Source organism: Actinomyces provencensis (assembly GCF_900155435.1).
GTDB classification, from domain to species: Bacteria; Actinomycetota; Actinomycetes; order Actinomycetales; family Actinomycetaceae; genus Pauljensenia; species Pauljensenia provencensis.
Genome location: NZ_LT700212.1, coordinates 1,194,582 through 1,219,964 on the forward strand (window position 1 = coordinate 1,194,582; position 25,383 = coordinate 1,219,964).

The 25,383-nt window shown below is 65.8% G+C and carries 16 protein-coding genes and 2 pseudogenes; 8 read left to right on the forward strand and 10 right to left on the reverse strand.

Translation table 11 applies throughout. The features are described 5' to 3' along the window. Positions 1–286: 286 nt before the first annotated feature. On the reverse strand, positions 287–3,964 hold the full coding sequence (locus tag BQ9890_RS05260) for a UvrD-helicase domain-containing protein (protein WP_230297832.1): 3,678 nt from the start codon (positions 3,962–3,964) through the stop codon (positions 287–289). Next, complete coding sequence (locus BQ9890_RS05265) at positions 3,961–7,104, reverse strand: PD-(D/E)XK nuclease family protein (RefSeq protein ID WP_075892764.1); 3,144 nt, start codon at positions 7,102–7,104, stop codon at positions 3,961–3,963. Before BQ9890_RS05265 ends, BQ9890_RS05260 begins: the two co-directional genes overlap by 4 nt. 598 nt (positions 7,105–7,702) lie before the next feature. Here BQ9890_RS05265 and BQ9890_RS05270 point away from each other — a divergent pair. Next, on the forward strand, positions 7,703–8,068 hold the full coding sequence (locus BQ9890_RS05270; RefSeq protein WP_143226244.1) for a hypothetical protein: 366 nt from the start codon (positions 7,703–7,705) through the stop codon (positions 8,066–8,068). A gap of 22 nt (positions 8,069–8,090) precedes the next feature. Here BQ9890_RS05270 and BQ9890_RS05275 read toward each other — a convergent pair whose 3' ends face one another. From BQ9890_RS05275 to BQ9890_RS05285, 3 genes and pseudogenes are all read right to left on the reverse strand, one after another. After that, entirely contained in the window at positions 8,091–9,224 is a 1,134-nt protein-coding gene (locus BQ9890_RS05275) for an integrase core domain-containing protein (protein ID WP_078062541.1), read from the reverse strand. Beyond that, positions 9,224–9,586 carry a helix-turn-helix domain-containing protein gene (locus BQ9890_RS05280; protein ID WP_143226246.1) on the reverse strand — a complete coding sequence of 121 codons (363 nt, stop codon included), beginning with the start codon at positions 9,584–9,586 and terminating at the stop codon, positions 9,224–9,226. The genes BQ9890_RS05275 and BQ9890_RS05280 overlap by 1 nt, the downstream gene beginning before the upstream one ends. A 97-nt stretch (positions 9,587–9,683) precedes the next feature. Beyond that, a pseudogene (locus BQ9890_RS05285) lies at positions 9,684–11,033 on the reverse strand (ISL3 family transposase). A 178-nt stretch (positions 11,034–11,211) separates the two neighbouring features. Here BQ9890_RS05285 and BQ9890_RS14755 point away from each other — a divergent pair. The 4 genes from BQ9890_RS14755 to BQ9890_RS14770 all read left to right on the forward strand — a co-directional run bounded on the left by BQ9890_RS14755 (position 11,212) and on the right by BQ9890_RS14770 (position 13,679). Continuing rightward, positions 11,212–11,685 carry a transposase gene (locus tag BQ9890_RS14755; RefSeq protein WP_078062248.1) on the forward strand — a complete coding sequence of 158 codons (474 nt, stop codon included), beginning with the start codon at positions 11,212–11,214 and terminating at the stop codon, positions 11,683–11,685. Beyond that, a complete protein-coding gene (locus tag BQ9890_RS14760; protein WP_078062249.1) occupies positions 11,682–12,152 on the forward strand; it encodes a transposase in 471 nt (156 codons plus the stop codon). Before BQ9890_RS14755 ends, BQ9890_RS14760 begins: the two co-directional genes overlap by 4 nt. 586 nt (positions 12,153–12,738) lie before the next feature. After that, positions 12,739–13,212 (forward strand): transposase, encoded by a 474-nt coding sequence (locus tag BQ9890_RS14765; RefSeq protein WP_078062248.1) that lies wholly within the window; start codon positions 12,739–12,741, stop codon positions 13,210–13,212. After that, a complete protein-coding gene (locus BQ9890_RS14770) occupies positions 13,209–13,679 on the forward strand; it encodes a transposase (RefSeq protein ID WP_078062249.1) in 471 nt (156 codons plus the stop codon). The genes BQ9890_RS14765 and BQ9890_RS14770 overlap by 4 nt, the downstream gene beginning before the upstream one ends. A 321-nt stretch (positions 13,680–14,000) precedes the next feature. On the opposite strand, the gene BQ9890_RS15225 is transcribed toward BQ9890_RS14770, so the two are convergent. Further along, positions 14,001–15,011, reverse strand: coding sequence for a hypothetical protein (locus BQ9890_RS15225; protein WP_075889914.1), 1,011 nt, complete (start codon positions 15,009–15,011; stop codon positions 14,001–14,003). Between the two features lie 406 nt (positions 15,012–15,417). Here BQ9890_RS15225 and BQ9890_RS05305 point away from each other — a divergent pair, with 406 nt between their 5' ends. Next, complete coding sequence (locus tag BQ9890_RS05305) at positions 15,418–15,864, forward strand: hypothetical protein (RefSeq protein WP_143226249.1); 447 nt, start codon at positions 15,418–15,420, stop codon at positions 15,862–15,864. 4 nt (positions 15,865–15,868) lie between these two features. Beyond that, on the forward strand, positions 15,869–17,734 hold the full coding sequence (locus BQ9890_RS05310; protein WP_075889918.1) for a DUF5671 domain-containing protein: 1,866 nt from the start codon (positions 15,869–15,871) through the stop codon (positions 17,732–17,734). A gap of 92 nt (positions 17,735–17,826) precedes the next feature. Here BQ9890_RS05310 and BQ9890_RS05315 read toward each other — a convergent pair whose 3' ends face one another. After that, the gene (locus tag BQ9890_RS05315; RefSeq protein ID WP_075889920.1) at positions 17,827–18,111 is read right to left on the reverse strand and encodes a hypothetical protein; all 285 of its coding nucleotides are present in this window, start codon (positions 18,109–18,111) and stop codon (positions 17,827–17,829) included. Positions 18,112–18,887: 776 nt separating this feature from the next. Between BQ9890_RS05315 and BQ9890_RS05320 the strand changes: the two are divergent. Further along, positions 18,888–20,173, forward strand: a pseudogene (locus BQ9890_RS05320) (IS256 family transposase). Positions 20,174–20,186: 13 nt separating this feature from the next. Here the strand turns inward: BQ9890_RS05320 and BQ9890_RS05325 are convergent. Genes BQ9890_RS05325 through BQ9890_RS05335 form a run of 3 tightly spaced genes read right to left on the reverse strand, consistent with a single transcriptional unit; the run spans position 20,187 to position 25,365 of the window. Next, positions 20,187–20,381 carry a DUF6414 family protein gene (locus BQ9890_RS05325; RefSeq protein WP_195907630.1) on the reverse strand — a complete coding sequence of 65 codons (195 nt, stop codon included), beginning with the start codon at positions 20,379–20,381 and terminating at the stop codon, positions 20,187–20,189. A gap of 26 nt (positions 20,382–20,407) precedes the next feature. Next, the gene (locus BQ9890_RS05330) at positions 20,408–23,386 is read right to left on the reverse strand and encodes a restriction endonuclease (RefSeq protein WP_075889924.1); all 2,979 of its coding nucleotides are present in this window, start codon (positions 23,384–23,386) and stop codon (positions 20,408–20,410) included. Then, the gene (locus BQ9890_RS05335) at positions 23,386–25,365 is read right to left on the reverse strand and encodes a site-specific DNA-methyltransferase (protein WP_075889926.1); all 1,980 of its coding nucleotides are present in this window, start codon (positions 25,363–25,365) and stop codon (positions 23,386–23,388) included. Before BQ9890_RS05335 ends, BQ9890_RS05330 begins: the two co-directional genes overlap by 1 nt. Positions 25,366–25,383 lie beyond the last annotated feature (18 nt).

The following is a 25,383-nucleotide window of genomic DNA, read 5'->3' on the forward strand; positions in this document are numbered from 1 at the left end:
GCTGGAGGTGCCGCACACTTTCACGCTTCCGACCAGCTGGGGACGCCGCTACCCCGTGCTCGCCAAGGGCACTCCCCCCTCTGGACTCAGCTTCGAGGGAGCGCGAGAACTCATGAATGGCTTCGTCGATCCACTCCTCTCAGGACAGGCCAGCGAATCCCGCTGGAGTCCGGCAACGCAACGCTGTCCTGGGAATGTGCCTGAAGCACCCGGTGGTCGTCCGCATCTCCAACCATCGCCCTCAGCTCCGGGTCGTCGACTCCTGGAGATGGAGGTTCCGGACCGGTCATGACTTGAGCTCGCCACCTCCATCCCCCCGCGACATCACAGCGCCGCCCAGGTCCACGGCCACGACCAGGCCGAGGAGTGGCAGGTGGATGAGGACCTCGACGTCTGTGCGGGGCACGGAGCAGATCCGGCTGACGGCCTCGCGGTAGGTGGCCATCTGCCCGACGTAGTGGCGGCGTACGTGGCCAAGCGGATCGGAACCGGGGTAGGTCTTGTGGTCGACGACGACCATCCGGCCGTCCTTGGTGGACACCAACTGGTCCAGCCACCCCTGGGTGCGCTGGTGGGCGGGGTTCGTCCAGGTGAAGGGCACCTCGGTGGAGGCATCCGCCCCGGGGAACGCCTGCTCCCGCCACTGTGTCCAGCGGGCGCCGCAGTCCACGATGTCAGCGGGCTGCACGTACGCCCCGACTCCACAGGACCGGACCAGACGTCGGGCCACGACCAGCTGTGCTGCGGCGTCGAGCTCGCGCAGGGGCGCGGCGAGGTAGGCGTGCACGCAATCGCCGACGTGGTCCCACTCAGGACCACCACCCCGCACGAGGGGATCACCCAGGTGCGCGACCACCCGGATGTCGGCGGCAGCCGCCTGCGCCGGGGTGACCTCCACGCCGCTGGCCGTGAAGGTTGCGGGAATGAAAGGTGCTGCCTGCGGGGCTTCCGGAGCAGCGAGCACCTCGGGGATCTCCGAGCGTTCGACATCAACCCACGCCGCAGGCTCGAGTGAGGGCACCCGACGCGCCGCCGCGAGGTCCGCCAGCTCCGCAGCGTCGGAGGGGACGGGGAGGACCTGGCAGTCGAGCAGGTCGCAGCCGGAACCAGTGTCGGCAGAACCCTCCGCGTCACTCCCCGCCTGCCCGTACCGGAACTCGAGCCCGTCCTCCACCACCGCCAGCTCGAACTCCCCGTCGAAGACGTCGGCCTTGGCCAGGTCGTGCTTCGGGGCGAGGACGAGGCGGCGCTTGGCGCGCGTGCAGGCCACGTAGAACAGGCGCCGGGACTCCAACTGACCGACACGTCGACGCTCCTCCTGGGCGGGCATCGCCGCCAGGGTGGCCGCGATCGGGTCGCACTCCAGGGCAGTCTCGGGCCAGAACCTCAGGCTCCGCCCCGCCAGGGGGTCCGACATCGACAGCTCGCCGGTGGCCTGCACCCAGGACCCGGCCGCCGCGAACCTGTCGCGCCGATCAGGCAGGGCCAGCACCACGGAGTCCCACTCCAGCCCCTTGGCCTGGTGCGTGGTCGACACGGTCACGGCGTCCGCGCCCGCCTCCCCCGCCACGGTCGTCGAACCGCCTGAATCCAGGGCGGCGAGGAAACCGGAGAGGGTGGCTGGGTGACCTGCGCTGTCGGCCTCCGCCATGTAGTCCTCCGCCGCGCGCACCACCCCGACGACGGCCCCGGAACGCCGCCCCACCTCCCCCCATTCTGCGATGCGGCGCCGCAGGTCCAGGGCATCGACGAGGGCGACCACGGCCTCCTTCACGGTGAGTCCCGGCAACTCGGTGGCCAGTGCCCGCACCGGTGCCAGGCTCAGATCCGCAGCCCACCGCTCGAGCAGGCCACGGCGGCTCTCCACATCGGGTGCAGCACTGAGGGTCTGGAGCCAGTCGGTGTGGGCGGGGTGCTCGGGCACCACCATGACCACCTCGATGAGGGACTGGGTGTCGCGGGGGTCGACCAGCCAGGACAGGGCGGCGCGCAGCGTCGCCCCCTCCCGCGTGGCCAGCAGTGGGGTACCGCCTCCCACACAGGGGATGCCGACGGCGCGCAGGGCCGACTGGATGTCCGCGACCTGCTGGTTGGTGCGGGTGAGCACCGCCCAGGACCCGGACACACCCGCCTGTCGATCACGTTCCCGGGCGTCACTGATGCCCCGCGCCAGGCTCGTGTACCACTCACTGTTGGTGAGTTGCCCCCTGTGGCCAGGTTCGCGCTGGACCTGCCAGAGCGCGGCCTCGCCACCAGCGTGTTCGCGGGCACGCTGGGCGGGGATGTCCAGCCACACCTCGGGGTTCCGCTCCCCGGGTCGCGGGCTCGCAGCCTCGGTACGGGTGGGGCCCTCCTGGGCGTCGTGGGAACTCGGGGAGTCGCCCTCGTCAATGGGGGTGGTGGGAGGGAAGAGGCGGGAGAATACGGTGTTGGTGAGCGCGAGGGGGACCTCGTGGGAGCGCCAGGAGTGGCGCAGGAGGCGGGAGTGACCGCCGCCGCGCGTGATCGCCTGGACGGCGGCGCCCATGAGGGCGGGGTCGGAGCCGCGGAAGGCGTAGATGGACTGCTTGGGGTCGCCCACCCAGATGACCTCGCGGACCAGGGCTCCGAGCTCGGTGAACAGGGCGAGCTCCAGTGGGCTGGTGTCTTGGAACTCGTCGACGACGAGGATGCGGTAGTGCCCGGCGAAGGCTGCGCGGACCTCGGAGTTGCTTCGCAGGAGGTGGAGGGTGAGGTGCTCCTGGTCGACGAAGTCGATGAGTCCGAGGTCGGTCTTGTACTGCGCGTAGGCGCCCAGGCAACGCCGCGCGGTGGTGAGGACCAGGGTGATGAGGTCGTCCATGTCGGCGCGGAACTGCGGGTCGCGGGCGAACCAGGTGGGGTCGGAGGCCAGGTCGACGGCCTCCTGGATGGGGCGCGTGGGGTTGGCGCAGTCGGGGAAGTAGCCTGTGGCGGCTCGGAACCAGTCCTTCCAGGGGAGCCTCTCGCGGGCCCGGCGGGCGGAGGCGGAGAAGCCGGTGTGTGCGGTGGCGAAGGACTCGATGCCCGGCAGGATGCGTTGCAGGGCCGCAACGGAGCGCTTGTTGATCTCCCCGGCGTCCAGGGCATCGCGCAGGGTGGCGGCGATGTGGCCGGCCATGTCGGCCACGCGGGCGCGGGCGTCGATCGGGGTGGGGTCGGGAGCCGGGGTCGGTTCAGGTGTCGCGGACAGGGTGAGGTCCGGGGCCGGGGTGGGCGTGGGGTCCAGGACGGCCGGGGCGCCTCCCCGCGCGGTGGCCTCCAGTGCGGCCCGCAGCTCGGCGGCGGAGGCCCGGGCGAAGGCGTCGAAGGAGGCTTGGTCGATGTCGTTGGCGCGGGCCAGGTCCACCAGAACGCGGACCGTGCTCGCCCAGTTGCGCCGGCCGGAGGAGAAGAGCGGGTCGTCGCCCTCGGGCAGGTCGTAGCCGGTGCGGGCCAGGAGTGGGCGGTTGGCCTCCTCGGCCTCGGCGAGGATGTCGGAGGTCGCGATGGTGAAGGCGCGCCGACCGGCCTGCTCGGTGAGGACGGAGAGTTCGGGTGAAAGTCCGGCATCCATGGCGAAGTCCTGGAGGATGCGCCCCGTGATGGAGTTGACGCTGCCGATCAGGGCGGTGGGCACGGCGGCGGCCTGCTCCAGGAGACCTTCCTCCACCAGGTGTTCTCGGATGCGGGTGGACAGCTCGCCGGCGGCCTTGATGGTGAAGGTCGTGGCGATCACCTGGTCGGGGCGCAACAGGGGCTGACCGTCAGCGTCGACGGCCCGCAGGCGTTCGGTGAGGAGCTGGACCAGGCTGTAGGTCTTCCCGGAGCCGGCCGACGCCCGGATGATCGTGTAGGCGGAGAGGTCGGCGGGGCCGACAGGAGCGGCAGGGTTGGCGGGGCCAGCTGGGTCTGCGGGGGCGGCGGGGCCGACGGGCTGGCCCGGGACCAAGGGTGTGGTGTTCACAGCTGTTCCTCCTGGATGCCCGTGATGCGTGCGAAGTCCGCGTACCCGGCTGAGCCGACGGGGAGGAACGTGGTCCGCCAGGAGCGCTCCAACAGCCTCAGGTCCTCGGATGTCAACAGTGCCCCGGGGCCGGAGATGAGGTCCGGTGGCACGACGTCCGCCAGTGGATCCCTCTTCTCCAGGGCTCGGCGCACCTTGGGCCCCACCTCCCGGTCCAGCACGGCCAGGGCATTGCCGAGGTCCAGGATCTCGCCTGCCTGCAGCCGCTCCAGGGTGTCCCCCAGTCCGGCCATGGCGCGCCGCATGAGGTCATCGGCGTCCGCGCCCCCGGTCCCCGCGGGCGTCACCTCGATGGCGGCGTCGCCGGCGAGTTCCGGGAAGGAGGAGTCCATGCGCCCCAGCCGCAGCGACCAGTAGCCGACGGGGACATCGCGCAGTGCGGGGCGCAGCGCCGACGTCGGCGCCGGGGCAGCACCAGCACCAGCACCGGGGTGCTCCCCCGCCACTTCCTGGGCGACCGCGTGGGCGTAGACCGCCAGCTGCAGTGCCTGACCTGCTGCGACCAGGTCGTGGTACTTGCGCTTCGAGCGCGAGAACTTCAGGTCCACCACGCCGCGTCGGCCGTCCGGGAGCAGGACGTCCAGGTCGCGGGCTCCACGGACCAGGAGTCCGGCTCCCGCGTCCGCCCTCGTCGATGGGAGGACGACGTCGTCGGGGAAGGCGACCTCGGAGCCCACCACGCGCACGCCTGCGGAGCCGAGCGCCTCGAACAGGCCGGCGATGGCGCGGGAGCCCTGGTCGAGGAGGGCCGCGCGTTCCCGGGAGCGTCCCGGGAGGTCGAGTTCGGAGGCGAGGACGGGGACGAGTGCCTCCAGGACGGCGCGGACTGCGGAAGCTCCTCCTTCGGACCCGTCCTGACCTGTGGCGACGAGGACGGGCTGGCCCCCGGAGCGCTCGAGGGCTCCGCGCACGACCGTCTGGACGCCCGCGTGCATCCAGGTGCCGAGCATGGGCGCGCCCGTGGGTACGGCGGCGAGGCCGGAGGGGCGGATGAGGAGGGGGTGGCGCAGCAGCCAGTCGAGGGGGTGGATGAGGAGGCGTTCGAGCTGGGTGAAGCTCAGCCGGGTGGGCAGCAGCTGGTCGCCGGGCGCGACACGGCGGTGGACGGGGTCGGGGCGCGGAAGGTCGCGGTGGGCGGGGCGGCGCAGTGCGGCGCTGGCCAGCCCGGGGACGATCCAGGCGGGTGGGTCCGTGCGGTGGGCGGCGCTCGGTGGGACGGTGGCCGCACTGCGGATGTCGGACAGCGTCGCGGTGGGGTCGCTGCCGCGCAGGTCGTTGACGAGGAAGGTGAGGGCTGGGTGCACGGTGGTGTCGCGCCCGGCGAGGCGGGTGGGCAGGACGGCGATGACGCGGCGGCGTCTGCGCAAGCCACGCAGGGCGGAGTCAAGGTCCAGGGCGGCGAGGGCCTGGCGATCGGGCAGGGTGATGCCGAGGCCTGCGAGGTGGGTGCGCTCGGCGCTGCGTGTGCGTTGGCGCGGCGAGCCGGTCGGGTCGACGGGCCCCCACCACAGGACGCCCGCAGTGCCCAGGGCGAGTTGGGCGGGTGTCTGGGCGACGTCGCGCAGGGGGTCGGCGGCCGGGGTGCAGAGCGCGGCGGGCAGCGGGGTGGCGTCCACGCACTCGTCGATGACGGCGTCCAGTTCCCGACGCGAGACGGATTCGCCGAGGTCAGCGAGGATCTGCGCGGCTAGCTTCGCCCGATGTGCAGCATCGACGAGGGCGGACGCGTGGTGCGTCCGGCCGAGCACGCTGAGTCGGGCGCGCAGCCAGTTGAGGTGGTCGAGGATCTCGGCGACAGGCCAGAGGGCGTGGCCGGGGGTGGGGGTCGGGGCGGGCGGGGTCAGCGCAGCTGTGGTCAACGCTGCCGGGATGTGGGCCGTGCGGGGCCGGATGGGGTGGACGCGGAGGAGATCATCGAACTCGCGGGCGAGGCGGGCGGACGGGGTCTGGGCGGGGTCGGTGTCCTGGAAGCGGTCGATGGCGGACGTCCAGGCGGGGCCCCCGACGCCGGGTTGTTCGGCCAGGGCGTCCAGCAGGGCGGAGCAGACCGGGAGTGGCAGGAGTCTGACGGGGCGAGGGGTGCTGTCGGCGGGGAGGTCGGGGACGCTGACCGTGAGGCTGGTGGTCAGCAGGTCGGCCAGGGCCGCGATGTCGTGGGGGGCGGAGACTGCCTCCAGGAAGACACGGATGACTTGGGCGACGGGACGTTGCGCGCTCTGCTCGGCCACGCCCAGGGTCGGGAGGTGGCGGCGGCGGAGCTCACGATCCAGTTGGTCGCTGGGCAGTGTGGCGAGCACGGTGTGGGGGGTGTCGTCGCGGTGCCACTGGCTGAGCACGCGCGCGGCTACGGGAGCTGCGTCCCAGACGGTGTCGGCCGTGAGGATGGTGAGCTGCTCGAGCGGTGCGGGTTCTGGCAGCTCGTGGACCTCGACGCCGAGATCCTCCAGGTGCTGGAGCATCCATCGCCAGATCGGGGGAAGGAGGTTGATCCGGTGGTCCACGTCGATGCGTTCGATGCCCGTGGGCCAGCGTGTGTGGGAGGACGCGAGGTCTGCGAGGGTGCCTGCGACCTCGCGGAGGAGGTCCGCGGGTCCCGGACCCCAGGTGGGGTCCCCTGCCAGGAGGGTCTCGACTGCGGCCAGTGTGGCGAGGCGGTGGGGCGTGGTCGGGGTGACGGGAGTCGGAGTTCCTGCAGTGGGGCCCTCGGGCACAGGAACGTGAACCGGAATGGGAGCCCGGTCGGATGCCGGTGAGGGGGCCGGCAGCCATCCGGCCGAGACCAGCTCGTCACGCCAGGCGAGTAGCTCCCGGGCGGTGCGCCAGGGATCGACCTCGAACCCGCGGGCGTACCAGCGTGAGAGCTCAGGTGTGCTGCCCTGGACCAGGTCGGCCAGCGCCCGCCGGTACGCTGCGATCCGCATAGGCTGTTCGGCCAGCACTCCCCCGCATGCGAGGCGGGTGGACAGGAGGTCGACCAGGCCGGCCGGGCCCAGCGTCACCTCTGCCAGGAAGCTCGTGGGGCCGGGTGCCCCCGTGCCCCACCGAGCGCCGTCGAAGCCCCACCCGAATGTCACGTGCATGCCCGCCACCACCGTCCTCGGTCCCTCGCGATGTCCCGCCTGACACCATGGTCCATGGTGGCATGTGCATCTGGAGGAGAAGCGTCCACAGGCTGGTGACCCCGGAGACCGCGATCTGGCGTGAGGGGACACACGTACTCCACGGGCACACGAGATCTTGCTCATGAAGACTGTGCACCCCATTGCCAGTGCAGCAACTCCTACAGACACACGTTGGTCGCTGCGCCCGTCGTCACGGGCGAGAGGGCATTAACTCTCATGCGGAGGTTCCGCGCCCCGAAGGTCTGGACTGTAGCCCACGGAGCTGTTCATCCTGAATCCCGTCACCCGCATCCCCTTGATGTCTCCGAAGTTGTCGTCTGACGGGTCAACCAAGGGGATCGAGATCGCTGAGCGCCAACGCGGGGCGGTCTCAGCCCTGATCCACCGTTGTGGGGGTGGTTTTGGGGTGTCGGAACAGAGAAGATGCCCCTTCTGATCTGGGACAATGGGTGTTGGTAGACAATCCATTTGACCAGGTCGAGGGGGCATCTTCGAGGTGCAATCGTCTCACACTCACACCCGCCGTTTCACGCCCGTCTTCGATGAGGATCACTTGGTGTCGGCTGGGGGCCTGCCTGCGGTGATGGGCCTGGCCGAGCGGGCAGGCTTCACAGGTCTGCTGAAGGCGCGCCTCACGGTGGCTTCCCCCAACGCGCCCGTGAAGGTCCGCGCGCTGGTGTCGGGCATGCTGGCCGGGGCTGATGACATTGACGGCATGGATGTCTTGCGGTCAGGAGGAACAGCGAAAGTGCTGGGGGCGGTGCGTGCTCCTTCCACGTTGGGGACGCACCTCAGGTCCTTCACCCATGGTCACACTCTCCAGTTGGGGGCCATCAACCGGGATCTCCAAGCCAACCTCGCACACCTGGTCCCCACCCTCTTCGGCAGTGATGAGCTGGTGATGGGGCCGCGGCGTGTCTGAGTAAATTGACCAGTTCGCGGGTTCAAATACCCTCATCGGTGCTGGTGTTGTTGGTGTGATTGTGTCGTGTTTGTCGTCTGGTGGCAATGCGGGCTTCTCGGGCTCGTTTGAGGCCGTCTTGTCTGGCCTTGCGGATGGCGGGTCCGCGCCCTTCGTGTTCCTCCTGGGGGGTGACGTAGCCGATGGACTCGTGGAGGCGCACGGTGTTGTAGTGGACGCACAGGTGGTCGAGTTCAGCGCGTAGGGCACCGGGATCGGCGATGGCGTCAAGGTGGGGGTTCTCGGCCTTGAGGTGGCCGAAGAACGACTCGATCCAGGCCTGGTCGTTGGGGGTGCCGGGGCGGCCGAAGTGTTGCCCGATGCGGGCGGCGGCCATGAACCTCGCCGTGGCAGAGGACGTCATCTGGGGCCCGTTGTCAGACACTGCCAGCAGGACTGGCACACTGCCCGTCCCGTCGTCTTCGACGTCGATGTCAGGGTCAGGGACGTGTCCTTGGGCCAGTTCCACTGCAAAGGCGTCATCGGCGAGCAGCCAGGCCTTCCCATCACAGTGGAGTGCGTCGATGAAGGCGGCCTCGACCTGGGTGCTGGTCTCTTCCACACTCAGGTTCAACGCCAGGCACTTCTTGGACACCACGTCCACCACAGCGATCGCACACCACCCGGGCAGGCCCGAGAAGTGCGTGAAGTCGTAGACCCAGATGACGCCGGGGACCAGTTGGGCCCAGTCGGGGAACGCCTTGCGTTCACGTGGAGTGGGCCTGGGGAGGCCGGGCAGGCGCACCCCCGCCTCGGTCAGGACCCGCAACACGGAGGATTCGGACACGTAGACCACATCGAGGCGGGAACCTCGATGGGCGAGCTTGCGGTGGGAGAGGTCGACGCGCTCCCACTGCCCGGCCAGGGCCACGATCGCCTCCTTCTCCCACTCCAAGAGCGCGTGGAGGACTTCTCCGGCCACTGGGCCAGCTGGCTGGTCCTCCAAGGAGACACCACGATCCAGGCGTTCCTGCCAGGCCAGTACCCGGGAGTGGTTGATCCCCAGCCACACACACGCCTGACGCAGCGAGAACCCCGCCCCAGCCGCATCTGAGACCAGGTCAAGCAGTGCCTGCTTGGCCGGACCCCCCAGCCGAGTGGGGACCGGCCCGGCCATCAGTCCCACCCGTCTTTTCCCTCGATCAAGTGCAGGCGCATCGCCTGCTCCGCGATCGTGGTCTCCAACCGCGCAATCCGCTCCCGCGCCGAGGCCAACTCCGCCTCCTGGGGGTCCCGGGCGCGTCGGCCAGGCACCGCCTGGGTCAAAGCTGAGATGGCTCCCTGCTTCGCGGTACGGCAGATCCCCTGGATCGTGGAGCGGTCAATGTGGTACTTCTCCGCCAACTCCCGCTGGGTCGCAGCATTGGTGAGCACCGCGGTGAACACCTCATACTTCTGCGAGGGCGCCAAGCGGACACGCGGCTTACGCACCGCCCTCGCCGAGCCCTTGGCGGCCTCGGGTCTCGTCTCCTGTGACATTCAAACTCTCCCTTGCTGGTAGACATCCAACCAGCTCAGATGAGGGAAGTTAAAACCCGGTTCTGGTCAACGAACTCAGACGCGGAACGGGGGCTCTTCACGATTGAGGGTGTAGTTGTGGTCTGAATCCGCCGGCCTCGAGGAGACTGCGGGCAATGTAGTTCGTCAGGTTTCGGAAGCCCAAGGCTGAGCCGCGCAGGTGTTCCAGTCGACCATTGAGGGCTTCTGTCGGGCCGTTGGAGGTGTGGGGGCGCTCGAAGTAGGCCAGGACGTCTGTGGCGCGCCGCTTGAGGGTGCGCCCCAGGGTGATGATCTCAGCGAGGGCGGCGGGAACGCCGCGGCTGATGACCTCGATGACGTGGGCCAGCTGGGCTCGCCCGGCCTTGGGGTCGGGATCGCGGTAGGCGGCCACGATCTTCTGGTAGATGCCCCAGGTGGCTTCCACCCCGACGTGAGCGTCCTGGGCGAAGACGCCCTCCAGGCGGGTGCGTTGCTTGTCTGTGAGGAGATCCATCCCGGTGTGCAGCGTCCGACGCACCCCGTACAGGGGGTCCCCGGACCTGCCACGATGCCCGGTGGTCTCCTGCTGGACGCGCTGGCGGCAGTGGTTCAGGGCATCGCCGGCGAGCTGGACGACCAGGACAGGGATCCATGACCTCCACCGCGTCGGGGAGTTCTTCCTTGGCTGCGGTCTTGAACCCGGTGAACCCATCCATGGCGACCACCTCAATCCGGTCACGCCACGCAGCGTCTTGCTGGCTGAGCCAGTCCTTGAAGGCCTTCTTGGAGCGGCCCTCCACCATGTCCAACAACCTGGCAGGACCCCTTCCCTCGCGCAGGGGGGTGAGGTCGATGATCACGGTGACGAACTTGTCGCCCCTGCGCGTGTGCCGCCACACGCTGGGGGCACCTCCCGCAGAGAGCGCAGCGCGCGGGGGAATCGTCCACCCCGATCGTGGTCACACCCTCGAAGCGATGCTCATCGTTGATGAGGACCCTGCGTCCCTCCTCCAGGACGGAGGTGTTGGCGCAGTCCCAGGACACGCCCAGACCCTCAGCGACCCGGGCGACGGTGAGGTGTTGGACGACGATGCCCGCCACGGGCCCAACGCAGTCCGCCCCGGGACAGTTTCGAGCGCGGCTGGGCCGCCCCAGTGGTGTCCTGCCTCCACACACGCCCACACCCCGAACAGCGGTAGCGACGCACTCGCTACCCGCAGTGTCACCGGTCTCCAGCCCGAGGGCTCGTGGGCGAGGCGACGGACCACGGTGTCGCGGGGGATCCCTTCGCACCCACACTCGCGACACCACCGGCTCACTCGTCCACCACCCGGCAGGCCACCTCGCAGCGATCCGGGAGGACTCTCTGGCCCACCACCACGAGGCCGAGGTCATCCAAGCGGGCGAACGTGGTCAGATCAGGGCGCGTGAAGGTAGCGTGGGACACGTCGGGGTCTTTCAGATGGGCTGTGTAGGAACTCCCATCATCGGAAGACCCCGACCCTCACACCCACCCCGACACGCCAGCCAGACTCAACCCCCCGCTACACCCCGGATCGCGAAGAGCCGGTGATGGTCGACCTCGATGCTCCCCCGCACGCGGGAGGTGCCCCCACATTCGCGAGGTGCACGGGTACGCGAAGCAAGCGGTGGCGTATGGCTACAACCACGTCAAGGGCCTCAATGCCCTGGTTGCCACCATCAGCACCGAGCACTCTGCGCCCGTGATCGCAGGCGCCCAACTGCGTCGCGGCAACGTGAAGTCGGGGGATCATGCTGCCTGGCATGCCACGAGAGCCCTCACCCTGGCGAAGAAGGTCCGCCCCGCAGCCCAGATCATGGGTCGGGCTGACAGCGCGTTTTGCACCTGCACCTTCGTCCACGCCTTCCAAGACGCCGGATGCTGGTTCTCCGTCACGGTGCCCCAATGGTCGAGCGTGATCCGAGCCATCACCATGATCGAGGAAGATGCCTGGGTGGGGATCCACTACCCGGACGCCATCTTCGAAGAAGACACCGGAGAGTGGATCAGTGACGCTGAGGTCGCTGAAGTCCCTTCTCAACCGCCTTCACCTCTCACCCCAAGAAGGACCAGGTGACGTGCCGCCTGATCGTGCGACGCGTCAAGCGGTTGAACACGAAGGCTCATACGGGTCAGGGGGAACTCTTCGACACGTACAGGTACCACCCCTCACTCACCAACTCCACCCTGGCCATGCTGGAAGCCGATGAGCGCCACCGAGGCCATGCCATCATCGAACAAGTCATGGCCGAACTGAAGGGCAACGCCTTGGCCCACCTGCCCTCAGGCCGCTTCACCGCCAACGCCGCCTGGCTGCAGCTGGCCATCCTCGCCTTCAACATCTCTCGCGCCGCAGCCCACAAGGCGGGCATGAACACCGCCCGCATGCCCACCATCCGCCAGCGCCTGGTCATGGTGCCAGCCCGCATCGCCCACCGCTCCAGGCGCCGATTCCTGCACTACCCCACCCACTGGCCCTGGCAGCAGGAGTTCATGGACCTGTGGGACCACGCCACCGGCAGCGACCCGCCCATCGCGGCCTGACCACCACCCACACAGCCCCACCGGGCCCAACCCCGAGGAACCCCAGGACAAGCCGACACCAGCGGTCGGAGAACCAGTCACACCCACACCCCTCCACGAGACCTCCCACGGGATCACTCGACCCACCCACCCCAAAACGGTGGATCAGGGCTGAGCAGCGGTCCATACGCGGTCGAGGTCCGACTCCCTTCTCGGTGTCGCCGCTGACCATGCCGTGTCAGCCCTGGATCCCGGCGCGCCTGATCCCTGGCAGTCACTCTTCGATGAGGGGGTGGCCCAGAACCGCGATGAGCACGGCGGGGTCGGTTGAACACTCCAGGACTATAGTTCCGAGGTCAATCGGGGAGAAGCTCTGAGCGCGACGCTCGACACATAGCGTTGACCTTGGACCCAAGCAGTCCTTCGGCCTGTTTGGCTGCGCGAGTCGTTCTCGATGGGCTGACTCAATCTAATTGTGTCCATCGAATCCGGACGGGACAGAATCCTCAAGTCGNTCAACCCCCCGCTACACCCCGGATCGCGAAGAGCCGGTGATGGTCGACCTCGATGCTCCCCCGCACGCGGGAGGTGCCCCCACATTCGCGAGGTGCACGGGTACGCGAAGCAAGCGGTGGCGTATGGCTACAACCACGTCAAGGGCCTCAATGCCCTGGTTGCCACCATCAGCACCGAGCACTCTGCGCCCGTGATCGCAGGCGCCCAACTGCGTCGCGGCAACGTGAAGTCGGGGGATCATGCTGCCTGGCATGCCACGAGAGCCCTCACCCTGGCGAAGAAGGTCCGCCCCGCAGCCCAGATCATGGGTCGGGCTGACAGCGCGTTTTGCACCTGCACCTTCGTCCACGCCTTCCAAGACGCCGGATGCTGGTTCTCCGTCACGGTGCCCCAATGGTCGAGCGTGATCCGAGCCATCACCATGATCGAGGAAGATGCCTGGGTGGGGATCCACTACCCGGACGCCATCTTCGAAGAAGACACCGGAGAGTGGATCAGTGACGCTGAGGTCGCTGAAGTCCCTTCTCAACCGCCTTCACCTCTCACCCCAAGAAGGACCAGGTGACGTGCCGCCTGATCGTGCGACGCGTCAAGCGGTTGAACACGAAGGCTCATACGGGTCAGGGGGAACTCTTCGACACGTACAGGTACCACCCCTCACTCACCAACTCCACCCTGGCCATGCTGGAAGCCGATGAGCGCCACCGAGGCCATGCCATCATCGAACAAGTCATGGCCGAACTGAAGGGCAACGCCTTGGCCCACCTGCCCTCAGGCCGCTTCACCGCCAACGCCGCCTGGCTGCAGCTGGCCATCCTCGCCTTCAACATCTCTCGCGCCGCAGCCCACAAGGCGGGCATGAACACCGCCCGCATGCCCACCATCCGCCAGCGCCTGGTCATGGTGCCAGCCCGCATCGCCCACCGCTCCAGGCGCCGATTCCTGCACTACCCCACCCACTGGCCCTGGCAGCAGGAGTTCATGGACCTGTGGGACCACGCCACCGGCAGCGACCCGCCCATCGCGGCCTGACCACCACCCACACAGCCCCACCGGGCCCAACCCCGAGGAACCCCAGGACAAGCCGACACCAGCGGTCGGAGAACCAGTCACACCCACACCCCTCCACGAGACCTCCCACGGGATCACTCGACCCACCCACCCCAAAACGGTGGATCAGGGCTGAACAGCGGTCCATACGCGGTCGAGGTCCGACTCCCTTCTCGGTGTCGCCGCTGACCATGCCGTGTCAGCCCTGGATCCCGGCGCGCCTGATCCCTGGCAGTCACTCTTCGATGAGGGGGTGGCCCAGAACCGCGATGAGCACGGCGGGGTCGGTTGAACACTCCAGGACTATAGTTCCGAGGTCAATCGGGGAGAAGCTCTGAGCGCGACGCTCGACACATAGCGTTGACCTTGGACCCAAGCAGTCCTTCGGCCTGTTTGGCTGCGCGAGTCGTTCTCGATGGGCTGACTCAATCTAATTGTGTCCATCGAATCCGGACGGGACAGAATCCTCAAGTCGAGGACGTCGCCTTCGTGCCTGTGGCCAACCTGCAGCAGTTTTCGGATAGCTTCAGCGACCTCTACGTCTCCACACCTGTCACATGAGTCTGCTGTCTCTTCAGAGAACAGCACCGATGAATACACTCCTCCAACGACCTTGGGAACCAGCGGTTGAATCCGACCACTGCTGTAGAAGGCCCAATAGTTCACGCCCTCGCGAAATGATCGCCCAGGCTGGCAGACATATACCGACGCCTCCTGATACTCGCGCCAAGCGCCTTTTCCGGCAGCAACGACTACCGTGTCATCTGCACTCAGGAGCCCCTCATTCTCATAGAGAGCCGCGAGTTCCCTCAATAGGAATCGCTCAATCTCTGAGCTCTGAACTGAACTGCTTGACACTCGTTCAAGAATCGTGTCTGCGAGCGACCTGAAAGAGATCCAAACCACCCGGTCGCTCACTTGGGCGTCGCCAGCACAAAAATCGCGCTCTCGAATCCAAGTCGGCTCCACGAGATCCGGTGTCAACACGAAGAGCATTGCGTTCGCCCCCGAACGCAGAAGACGGAGATGCTTTCTCAGTTGCATCCTGGAGTGCCCTTCACTCTCGTAGCAACCACGGGTCGTCTTTGTCTCGAAGAACCATCTAAAGTCTCCTCTTATGACCGCGTCCGGCACTGAGTCAGGTCCCACCACTTGGTTCTCAAAGTAGACGGACTCAAGGTCATCAGATACGTCGCCCGCCTTCTGTAGGAGTGTTGAAACAACTTCGAGCGGAAGCCGTTCGAACACAGCGAGAGTCGAGGCGGTAACGCGATTCTCTCCGGTGTTGTATGTTGAGAAGAGTGATGTTTGCACTTTGAAATTCCATCTTCAAGGACCCCTGATTATGCTAGGGTCCACCGGTTGTGGCGGGGATTGATTCACACTGAGGAACTGAGGCCCCGAGTTATCTTGAACGTCCCGTCCAATACTCTCATCTGCAAGTGCTCAAGGCGGAAGGTCTGCCAGCCAATCCCGAAGAAGACCTCAAGACCCCATCCCAGTTCTCCATCATTCTACCCGGTGAAGAGGACGGCACCGAGGCAGTCTCGCCTACGATGGACCCCTCTCGAACCTGTCTGAATTTGTATTTGCAGCAATACATCGCGCTCGTCGTTCGCCGGAACAAGATGCGCACCGCACCCGTACTCTCCGCCCTCCCGACACCATTTCGAGACCCGGCTCCCTCGCCCCGGCCCCGCACGTCCCGGACAATGGGGTCATGCGGAGACCTTCGACGTCGAACCTCGTGCTGGCGGTGGTGGCACTGCTGGTCATCGTCCTGGCAGTGGTCGCGGCCGTGGCCTCCACCAGGCGCGCCTCCACTCCCCCGGGCACCTCCACACCCCAAGGTGTCGCCCGGACCTACGTCGCAGCCATCATCGAGGGTGACGACGACACCGCCGTCGCCCAACTCGACCCCGCTCTCGGGTGCACCACACCCCTGCCGCCGAACAGGGCGCCCGACTCCGCCACGGTCTCCCTCGTCAGCACCGATACCAGCGGCACAACCGCCACGGTCGTCCTGGAGATCACCGAGGGCCCGGGCGGCGGACCACTCTTCGGGGAGCCCTACTCCCACCGCGAGACCTTCTCCCTCATCCAGCGCGACGGTCGCTGGCTGATCGACGGGGAACCGTGGCCGCTCTACTCCTGCAGGGACTGGTGACACCATGGCCGCCTTCGGCATCTTCGCTCTCCTCGTCCTGGCGCTGTTCGTGGCGCTCATCGCGCTGCTGGTGTGGGCGGTGCGACGACCAACCTCCGGCCGCGCCGACGAGGGCGGGCCCGGATCTGCACCCGGGGCGGGGGCGCACTCCGTGCGCCGCTTCTTCCAGTACACCCTGATGTACGCGATGACGGTCCTCGCCGCGGTCGGCTTCTCGAACCTCCTCACCCGCGCGTTGACCTCATCGAACAGCCCCACGGACGAGTCCTCCCAGGAGTGGGAGGCCCGCCTGCTCGCCGAGGACGTCTCCTTCGCACTGGTGGGTTCCCTGGTCCTCGCAACGCTGGTGTGGTGGACGTGGCGCACCCTGCGCCGCGACCCACGCGAGGCGAGCTCCCTCGGTCTAGTCCTGGCCGTCACGGCAACGGCCCTGACCTCCCTGATCACCACCATCGTCCACCTCCAGGCCTTCATCGCCGCTCTGGTGCGACCCAACGGCGACCCCGGCACCCAGGCGGCTCCCGCCCTCGTCTGGGGTCTGGTCTGGGTCGCGACCTGGTTCATCGCCGCACGCGCCCTGCCTCCCACCCGTCAACTCCCCCACCGCACGCTGGGTTCCACCGTCGGCCTGGTCACAATGACCTGGGGGTTCACCACCCTCCTGTCCACGAGCCTGCAGATCCTGATCACCGGCGACACACTGGTGGGCGGGCGCACGGCCCTGGCCTCGGCGGGTGCCGTCCTGCTGGTCGGCGCGCTCGTGTGGATCCGCTACTGGATCCTCGCCGCCCAGTCGGACCCGCACTCCACGTGGTGGCACCTCCACGTCCTGGTCGTCGGCGTCGCCGGCGGGCTGCTGCTGGCCCTGACAGGCGCCAGCCTCACACTCTGGGACGTCCTGGTCTGGCTCGTCGGGGATCCGGGGACCCGCGGTGCCGCCTCCCACTTCTCCGGCACGCCCGGACACGTCGCCGCGGCGCTGGCCGGGGTCGTCGTGTGGTGGTACCACCGCGCCGCCGTCGCCGGTTCCGGGGAGGACGCGCGCAGCGAGGTCCGCCGCGTCTACGAGTACCTGGTCGCCGGCGTCGCACTGGCAGCGAGCGCAGCGGGCACCGGGATGCTCGTGGTCGCCCTCATCGCCTCCCTCACGCCCGGGGATGACGTCGGGATGTCCGTGCGCAACACCCTGCTCTCGGCACTGACGCTGTTGGCGGTCGGGGTTCCCGTGTGGGTCGTCTTCTGGCGACGCATCCAGCGGGCGATGGCCGCCGACCCCATTGACGAGGGCGCCTCCCCCACCCGGCGCATCGCACTGGTCCTGGTGCTCGGACTCTCGACGGTCACTGCGGTGATCGCCCTGATCGCCGTCGTGATGACGCTGGCCCAGGATCTGCTCGCCGGGGACTTCTCTGCGGCCACCCTCCACTCGGCACGCTACGGACTCGGGGTACTTGTCGCCGCGACGGCCGTTGCCGGGTACCACGCGGCCGTGTGGCGGGAGGACCGGGTGGCAGTGACGAGGGCGAGGACGGACGTGGGAGCTCAGACTGTCACCACCGGAGCACCCGGGTCGTCAGGCGTTGATGCAGATATCACCATCACCCAGGAAGAGGCTCTCGCGGATGGCGCTGCGTTGCCGCAGGTTCCGCGGCCTGTCTCCATCATCCTCGTAGGCAACGTGCCCGACGGTCTCGGGCAAGAACTCGCCCGGCGTACCGGAGCCAGCGTGGAGGTCTGGCTACACCCCGACGCTGCGCAGTGGGACCTCGAGCAGATCATCGCCGAACTCACGGCCCATCCCGGTCAAGACCTGCTCGTCATCGGTGAGGACGCAGACCTGCGGGTACTCGAAGTCGAACGCAAAAGCTGAACCCCTGCCTGCCAGCAGGTGCCCTACCGGTCACATCATCAATGTCTAGCAACAGTATCTCGACGAGCAGAAGGCGCAAACTGGTGAGTAGCTCAGAGCGCAGCGAGAATGCCTGCGACAGCCGCCAAGATGGCACTGAGAGCCGCGAGCCCCAGAGCCCAGGTCTGTGTGATCAGCTTCTTGTCGAGATCCACCCAGAGCTCCTCCGTGATCACCCCGAGTTGATCGAGCGTAATGCCACCCGGAGCGTCCGGATTCTCGGGCTTGATCGCCGAACGGAACCGCCTGATGGTCCGCCTGTAGCCCTTGACCGAGAGGAGAAAGCTGGCGAGAACTGTTGCAGAGCTCAACACGAGGAGTACAACGATGACGTTCATCTCGGGCGCCCAGCCAATGACAGATACAGCGGCGCCCCCCTGCCCTCGATCTCGAGTATCAGGTTGTCTGGCAACGGCAACTGCATAGCACCAATGGCAACACCAGACTTGCCTGCTCCAGGTTGGAGTTCGAACCCATCCGGAAGAGTCAACTTCACGAACTCATCGCGATCCAGCACCCGAACGCAGCGGACAGCGTAATCGCCCGTGTTGGAGATCGAGAAGCTCGACTTCGAGGTCCACTGCAGATGCAAAGCAGGCACGACCGAGGCCAACCGAACTGCGCCCGCACTGGCTCTCCTGGCAGTAGCAAGAGCCCTATCCCAAACCTCGGCGACTGTAGATCCGTCTGCAGGGGATCCGCCAGGAGACAGCGCAGCCGCTACCTTCTCCAAACTGTCTGCCATTCTCCGACTCTCGGTGAGGATCTTCTCAGCTCGATCCTCTGCATCGGCGGTGCGCTTCTCGGCAGCTCTTGCTGCATCTCTTGCGTTGGTTGAGAGGTTAGACCGCCACCAAGAAATCCCAGCCCCGACGCCACCCAGAACTGCCATTACAACTGATCCGAAAGCCGGTCCGACAGTCCACCAGTCCACAGACTCCATGGCTCCACGTTGCTTCCGAGACGCCACCCAGGAGCCCTCATAACCGCGCTCATCGGTCGCACTCGAGGCACGTGGGGTCCACTCGATGGCGGGACTGTACTTTCAACGGTGTAACTCCGATCAAGGAGGAACACGATGAGCAAGCAAGTGACGGCGGTCCTGGTGGCCGTGATGGAAGGGGTCGAGCCGAGCGTGGCGACGACAGTGACGGAGCCGGTGATGCCGGCGGTTGACAGAGGGCTGGTCGCGCAGCTCGTGGGCGACGCGCAGCGTCAGGGGCTCCCGGTCGATGGGGAGGGTGGTCTGCTGGCCGAGCTGACGAGGCTGGTTTTGGAGTCTGCGTTGGAGGGCGAGATCACCGATCACCTCGGCTATGACAAGCACGAGCGTGGCGGGTCGGCGGAGGGGAACGCCCGCAACGGTACCCGGTCCAAGACGGTGCTCACCAAGGCGGGGCCGGTCCAGATTGACGTGCCGCGGGATCGTGCGGGCAGCTTCGAGCCGAAGATCGTCGCGAAACGGCAGCGTCGGCTGGGCTCGATCGAGGACATCGTGCTGTCGCTGTCGGCGCGGGGGATGACACACGGCGACATCAGTGTGCACCTGGCCGACACGTATGGCAGCGACGTGTCGAAGACGACGATCTCTTTCGAATCACCGACAAGGTGCTGGACGGGATGGCGGAGTGGCAGAACCGGCCGCTGGACCCGGTCTACCCGGTGGTGTTCATCGACTGCATCCACGTGAAGGTCCGTGACGGGCAGGTCGCCAACCGGCCCATCTACATCGCCCTGGCCGTCACGGTCGAGGGCAACCGGGACATCCTCGGGTTGTGGGCCGGGGACGGCGGAGAGGGCGCGAAGTACTGGCTGCAGGTGCTCACCGAGATCAAGAACCGCGGCGTCGAAGACGTCCTCATGGTCGTGTGTGACGGACTGCGCGGCCTGCCCGACAGCGTGAACACGGTCTGGGCCGACACGATCGTGCAGACCTGCGTCGTGCACTTGATGCGCAACAGCTTCAAGTACTCCGCTCGGCAGGACTGGGACGCGATCTCCCGGGCCCTCAAGCCGGTCTACCAGGCCGCGACTGTCGCCGAGGCCGAAGAACGGTTCCTCGAGTTCGCCGAAGCATGGGGCGGCAAGTATCCCGCGATCATGCGGCTCTGGGAGAACGCGTGGGCCGAGTTCGTACCGTTCCTCGGCTTCGACCGCGAGATCCGCCGGATCGTCTGCACCACGAACGCGATCGAGTCCGTAAACGCGAGGATCCGGAAGGCCGTGCGAGCTCGGGGACACTTCCCGAACGAGCAGGCCGCGCTCAAGTGCGTCTACCTCGCCGTGATGGCCCTGGACCCCACCGGCAAGGGCAGAGCCCGATGGACCCAACGCTGGAAGCAAGCACTCAATGCGTTCGACATCCGATTCGACGGCCGCCTCAGCGCCGTCCGAGCCTGACACCACAACCCAGTTACACCGTTCGCTTGACAGACCCTCCGAAGAAGGGAAGCCAGTTGAACTTCGCGGCGGCCTTCGCGCGCGCCTCGGCCTCCACTTCAGCGGCACGTTCCTTGGTCGATTCCTTCGAAGAAGTCGCTTTGCCGCCGGCCACGATGTCCAGAAAGTCCGATGCCGATTCTTCGTCGAAGTAGACGATCTTGATCATTGACACCTGTGTCGTGTCCCTCTTCGTCATAGCTTCCACACTCCCGGCACTGCACGCGCGTAATCGTCGATGCCGATGGCTTCGAAGTGGCGCTTGGCGGACTTGATTTTGTCGCGCTCAGTCGGGCGGAGCTTCGAGTCGTCGAGCGTGCTCTTCGTCTCGCGGATCATGTAGATCCGGTCCTCGCCGTCCTCCTGCTTGATGATCGCCCAGTCGGGGTTGTACGGGCCGACAGGGGTGTCGATCTTGAACTTGGCGGGCAGCTTCATGAACAGCTTGATGTCCTCGCGAGAGTCGAGCAACTCCGCGAACTGGCGCTCGACGTCGGAGTCGAAGACGACGTAGTCGAAGTCGGTCTTCTGGGTGTGCTGCACCTTGTACATCTGGTCGAGGAAGCGCTCCTTCTCCTCCTCACCGTCCTTCTGCAACTCACGCAGTTCGTATACCGAGCCCGCGATGCGCTCGTACTGGACGCCATCGACAAGGAGCGCGCCGAGTTCCGCTTTGAGCACGCGCTTGGCCATCGCAATGAAGTCGTTCGGGTTGCCGATGAACTCGCCCAGCCGGCCGATGCCGATCAGGATGTCGACGATGGTCTTGCGGGTGAGGGAGGTGGCTTCCTGAAGCTCCGTGATGATGTCTGGCAGGTCGTAGCTGCCCTTGAGATCGGCCGAGCGGGTGCCGAGTTCTTCGCCCTTGGCACCGCCTCGCAACACCTTGACTCCGGCGCGGGTGACCTGGATACGCAGCGCGTCGATCTTCGGCGCTTCACGGAGCGCCCGGATGGCGTTCTCAATCAGCTGCTTACGCTCGACCTTGACGCGGTAGGTGGTCTTCTGGCTGATCGTCTCCCAGAACTCCTCGAACTCCGGAGTCGAGTACAGCTGCTTGTTGAGCACGCGCGGCTGACGCTTGCTGACCGGCTTGACATACTTGCCGATGTTCGCGCGCTCGACCAGCTCGATGATGATCGGCTCAGCCCACGCGAAGTCGACCGGCAGACCAAGATCGAAGCCGAGCTGGTTCGGCTGGAACTTCGGAGTGACAACGCCGTCCTTGTCGATGAAGCCCTTGTCCTTGAGGTGCTCCCAGACCAGGACGGAGCGCTGGTAGCCGAACTGGTCGTCGGTGAGCGCACCGTTCTCGTCCTGCAGCGGGATCTTCGAGAACTCAGCCCGGCGCACCCGACCAATCTCGACACCCGCGTCCTTATACTCACGCTGGAGCGCGTCCGCGAACTTCGTGTACGACTCGTTCGCCACGACCGTCAGCGTCGCAACACCACGGTCAGCAACACGGGTGTAGCCGTCAGCGGTCTTGGCGACGGGGAGGCGCAGGCCACGACCGAGCGTCTGGCGGCGTTCAACTTCTTTGCCCATTTCACGCAGGGTGCAGATCTGGAAAACGTTCGGGTTGTCCCAGCCCTCGCGCAGGGCAGAGTGGCTGAAGATGAACCGCACCGGCTCGTTCTCGTCGAGCAGCCGCTGCTTGTCTTGCATGATCAGTTCATAGGCGTCGTCATCGGCTTTCGTCGTGCCAGACGAGTCCTGGTAGGTCGTCGTCTTGCCGCGCTTGATCTGGGAGAAGTAGGCCCGGCGCAGTTCGCTCGGCGCCTGCGGCAGCAGCTCCTGGTAGCGCGCGGACTTCGCGCGTTCCTCGACGAAGACCTCGTCGAACCACTGCACGAAGTCACCATTAGCGTCGTCATTGTTCGTGCCATCGCCCAAGTAGCTGGCGACCTTGTCGACGAAGAACAGGCTGAGCACCTTAATGCCCTTGGCTCGCAGCATCGATTCCTTGCGCAGGTGCTCGCGAACGGTCTCGCGGATCATCTCCTTGTAGATCGCACCGGCCGAGGCACCGATGCTCTCGCCCTCATAGAGGAAGCCGTGGGTGGTGAGATCGACATAGGCAGGCTCGATGCTCATCTCGTTGATGCGCCAGCCCTCGTAGATCGGGTTGTTCGTCAGGCGCTCGTCCGACAGCTCCTGGTGCTGCTTCACGCTCACGACCCGGCGCTCAAGGGAGCCATCGGCCTTGCGACACGACAGCTCCAGCCGGGCCGACCACGACGGCTCACGCCGCACCTCAACCAGCTTGATATACGGCGTCGCGTCCGCGCCCTGCTGGGCCACCTCAGCCACAACGATCTGCTTCACCAGCCCAAGATCGTGCGCATCCACCGGGTCAAGCCGGTACACGACGTTGCGCTGCTTCTTGTGCGTCGCGCTGTAGCGCAGGGTGAACACCGGGTCGAGTTCACCGACCGCCGACTGCGAGAGCTGCGACTCCATGTTCTGCGGCTCGTCCATGATCACGACCGGGTGGGTCGCCTTCAGGTAGTCGATCGGGCGCAGGCCGTTCAGCTTGTCGCGCGTCTGGTGAATGATGCGAGTGTTCGCGTTGCCACGGATCGAGTCGATCGTCATGATCAGGATCTGCACGTTCGTGGACGTCGCGAATGACTGCACCTCCTCTGCGCTCTTGCCGCTATAGATGGAGGCATCGAAGGTGATGCCGTGCGGCTTGTAGAGGTTCTCGAAGTGCTCGCGCATGAGCCGGATGCTCGTGCTGACGCCCTCGCGGATCGCCACGCTGGGCACGAGGATCACGAACTTCGTGAAGTTGTACCGGACGGCCAGATCAAAGATCGTGCGCAGGTAGACGTAGGTCTTACCCGTACCGGTCTCCATCTCGATATCGAAGTCGAGCGCGTCACCCGCAAGCGACGGCGCGACCTCGAGGCCGTTGCGATCCTGCACACGTTGCAGGTTCGCGAGGATCAGGTCGCGGTCGAGCACGAGGCTGTTACCGACCGCACCGACCTCCTGCGTGAGATCGATATCGAGTGCGGCCTGATCCGAGTCGGGCAGCACCGCCGCACCGCGCAGGGTCGTGACCAGCTTCTCTGCGTCCTTCGGCTGCCCGTCGAACAGGTCGACCACGGACGCGATTGCATCCAGCTGATACGGCTGACTGGCGTCGAACTTGAACCCGCTGCTCATCACGCCGTCCAGAGCTCAATGCCCTTGCTCTTCGCGAGCTGGGCTAGGTTGGTCTTGAGTTCGTCATCGCCCTGGAAGGCGTCCTCGAGCACGATGATCCGCGTCGGAGATTTGTCAACGAGCGCACGCAGCTGTTCGAGCGTCGGCTTGACGTGCTCGTTCAGGTACGCCAGCACGGCGACATCTCCGTCACGGTCACGCACAAGCCGGACATCGAGACCACCGACCTCAGCAGGGGAGATCGCCTCGGTCAGCGAGTAGCCCTGCTTGAGCAGGATCTCGGTGAGCAGATCGTCGACAGTCGCATCGTCGGTCGCACTGTCACGAAGGCTGAGCAGGTGCTGCTGGAGCGCATCCTCCTCGACGTCGCTTGACGCGCGCCACTTGGCGAAGTTTGTATCGACAAGTGTGTATGCGCGGAAGCCGGTGTCAAAAGATCTAGTGCGTGATGCGAGTCTACTTGCGTGCTCCTCGGAGACCTTCAGACCAGCAAGCTCTAGACGACGACGAGACAACGCCGAAATCGTGAGGTAGCCCTCGGCTCTCGCCGGTGAAGAATCGGGTGTTGGCTCAGGGAGCTGAACTTGGATCCACTTGCGGCGGGCACCATCGGCTGCATTCTGCTCCATGACCGCGTGCCCTGTGGTCCCAGACCCAGCAAAAAAGTCCAAGACCAAATCGTCATTCTTGGTGACGGCGGCAATCAACAGCCGGAGCAAATCGACCGACTTGGGATAATCGAATAGCTTCTTGCCGTTAAACAACTGGGTTGTTTCTCGTAGTCCATTCGAGATGTTGGTGATGAGATCCTTCATGACCGTTTCGTTAAACCCGCGGATCTTGGTGTAGACCTCGAACCCACCCCTCTTCATGGGCAGGACGAGTAGGTCTAGCTTTTCCCGGTCGACCTTTTCGCGAGACCACCGCCAAGCATGAAAGCGATGCCTCCCGTCTCCGTTCACATGAGGCAGAATTTCTACGTAACCTGGAATTTCGGCTCCCATGTCCCCACTTCGAATATCGCCGGTGTCGGGATTGTAGAAGATTGAGAAAACCAGATTCGGGCGAGAAATCTCATTGAATATTCGGTTGTGATTCCAAAGGGTATCCCCGACGGCGTACTCACCCAACTCATCCTTTCTCACGTCCTTCTTGAACCCCTTGTATGCACCGGGCATCTTCGTTGTTGCAAAATCGACGTCCACCATGAACTCTGAAACACGGTTCGCGTTGCGAGCGTAGGCGAGGATGCGCTCAAAAGTGCGGACTGCGCCCTTCCCGCTGATTTGTCTTCCAGTAAGGTTCGCTACCCATGTGAGATCATTCAGGAAGTTTGCTTCACCAAAAATCTCATCTGCGAGCTTTCTCAGGTGAGGCTCTTCATTGTGGTCGATCGAGATGAAAATTACGCCATCCTCTGTCAACAGATTCCGCGCGAGCTTGAGTCGCGGGTACATCATGTTGAGCCAGTTGGAGTGGTAGCGGCCCTCGGTCTCGGCGTTGGTCGAGACTTTCTTGCCCTCCTCGTTGACCTGGCGGGTCCACTCGAGGTAGGTGTCGAGGCCCTCTTTGTAGTTGTCCGGGTAGACGAAGTCCTTGCCGGTGTTGTACGGAGGGTCGATGTAGATCATCTTGATCTTCGCGTGGTAGTGCTTCTGCAGAATCTTGAGCACTTCGAGGTTGTCACCCTCGATGAAGACGTTCTTCGTCGTGTCCCAGTCCTTCGAGTTCTCGAAGTCGGGCTTCAGCGTCGCCGTGGTCGGCTCCTGCGCCGCGCGCATGGCGCGTTTCTTGCCGGGCCAGAACAGTCCGAACCGTTCCACGCCATCCGCGACGTCGTCGTCGAGCAGTTCCTTGAGTTTCTCGACATCCACCTTGCCGTCGGCGATGGCCTCGGGAATCAGATCGGCAAGCTGCGCTGCCAGCTCGGTCTGGAAGTTCGGTGTAGTGGATGGTGTTTCGTAGATCTCGTCAGTCATTCGGGTGATTCTCTTTCA

Bases quoted from the DNA above. Each gene is read 5' to 3' on its own strand.
- BQ9890_RS05265 (WP_075892764.1), bottom strand. From the start codon at position 7,104: ATGCACGTGACATTCGGGTGGGGCTTCGACGGCGCTCGGTGGGGCACG.
- BQ9890_RS05275 (WP_078062541.1), bottom strand. From the start codon at position 9,224: ATGGCCGGGCCGGTCCCCACTCGGCTGGGGGGTCCGGCCAAGCAGGCA.
- BQ9890_RS05280 (WP_143226246.1), bottom strand. From the start codon at position 9,586: ATGTCACAGGAGACGAGACCCGAGGCCGCCAAGGGCTCGGCGAGGGCG.
- BQ9890_RS05305 (WP_143226249.1), top strand. From the start codon at position 15,418: ATGCGGAGACCTTCGACGTCGAACCTCGTGCTGGCGGTGGTGGCACTG.
- BQ9890_RS05310 (WP_075889918.1), top strand. From the start codon at position 15,869: ATGGCCGCCTTCGGCATCTTCGCTCTCCTCGTCCTGGCGCTGTTCGTG.
- BQ9890_RS05315 (WP_075889920.1), bottom strand. From the start codon at position 18,111: ATGAACGTCATCGTTGTACTCCTCGTGTTGAGCTCTGCAACAGTTCTC.
- BQ9890_RS05325 (WP_195907630.1), bottom strand. From the start codon at position 20,381: ATGATCAAGATCGTCTACTTCGACGAAGAATCGGCATCGGACTTTCTG.
- BQ9890_RS05330 (WP_075889924.1), bottom strand. From the start codon at position 23,386: ATGAGCAGCGGGTTCAAGTTCGACGCCAGTCAGCCGTATCAGCTGGAT.
- BQ9890_RS05335 (WP_075889926.1), bottom strand. From the start codon at position 25,365: ATGACTGACGAGATCTACGAAACACCATCCACTACACCGAACTTCCAG.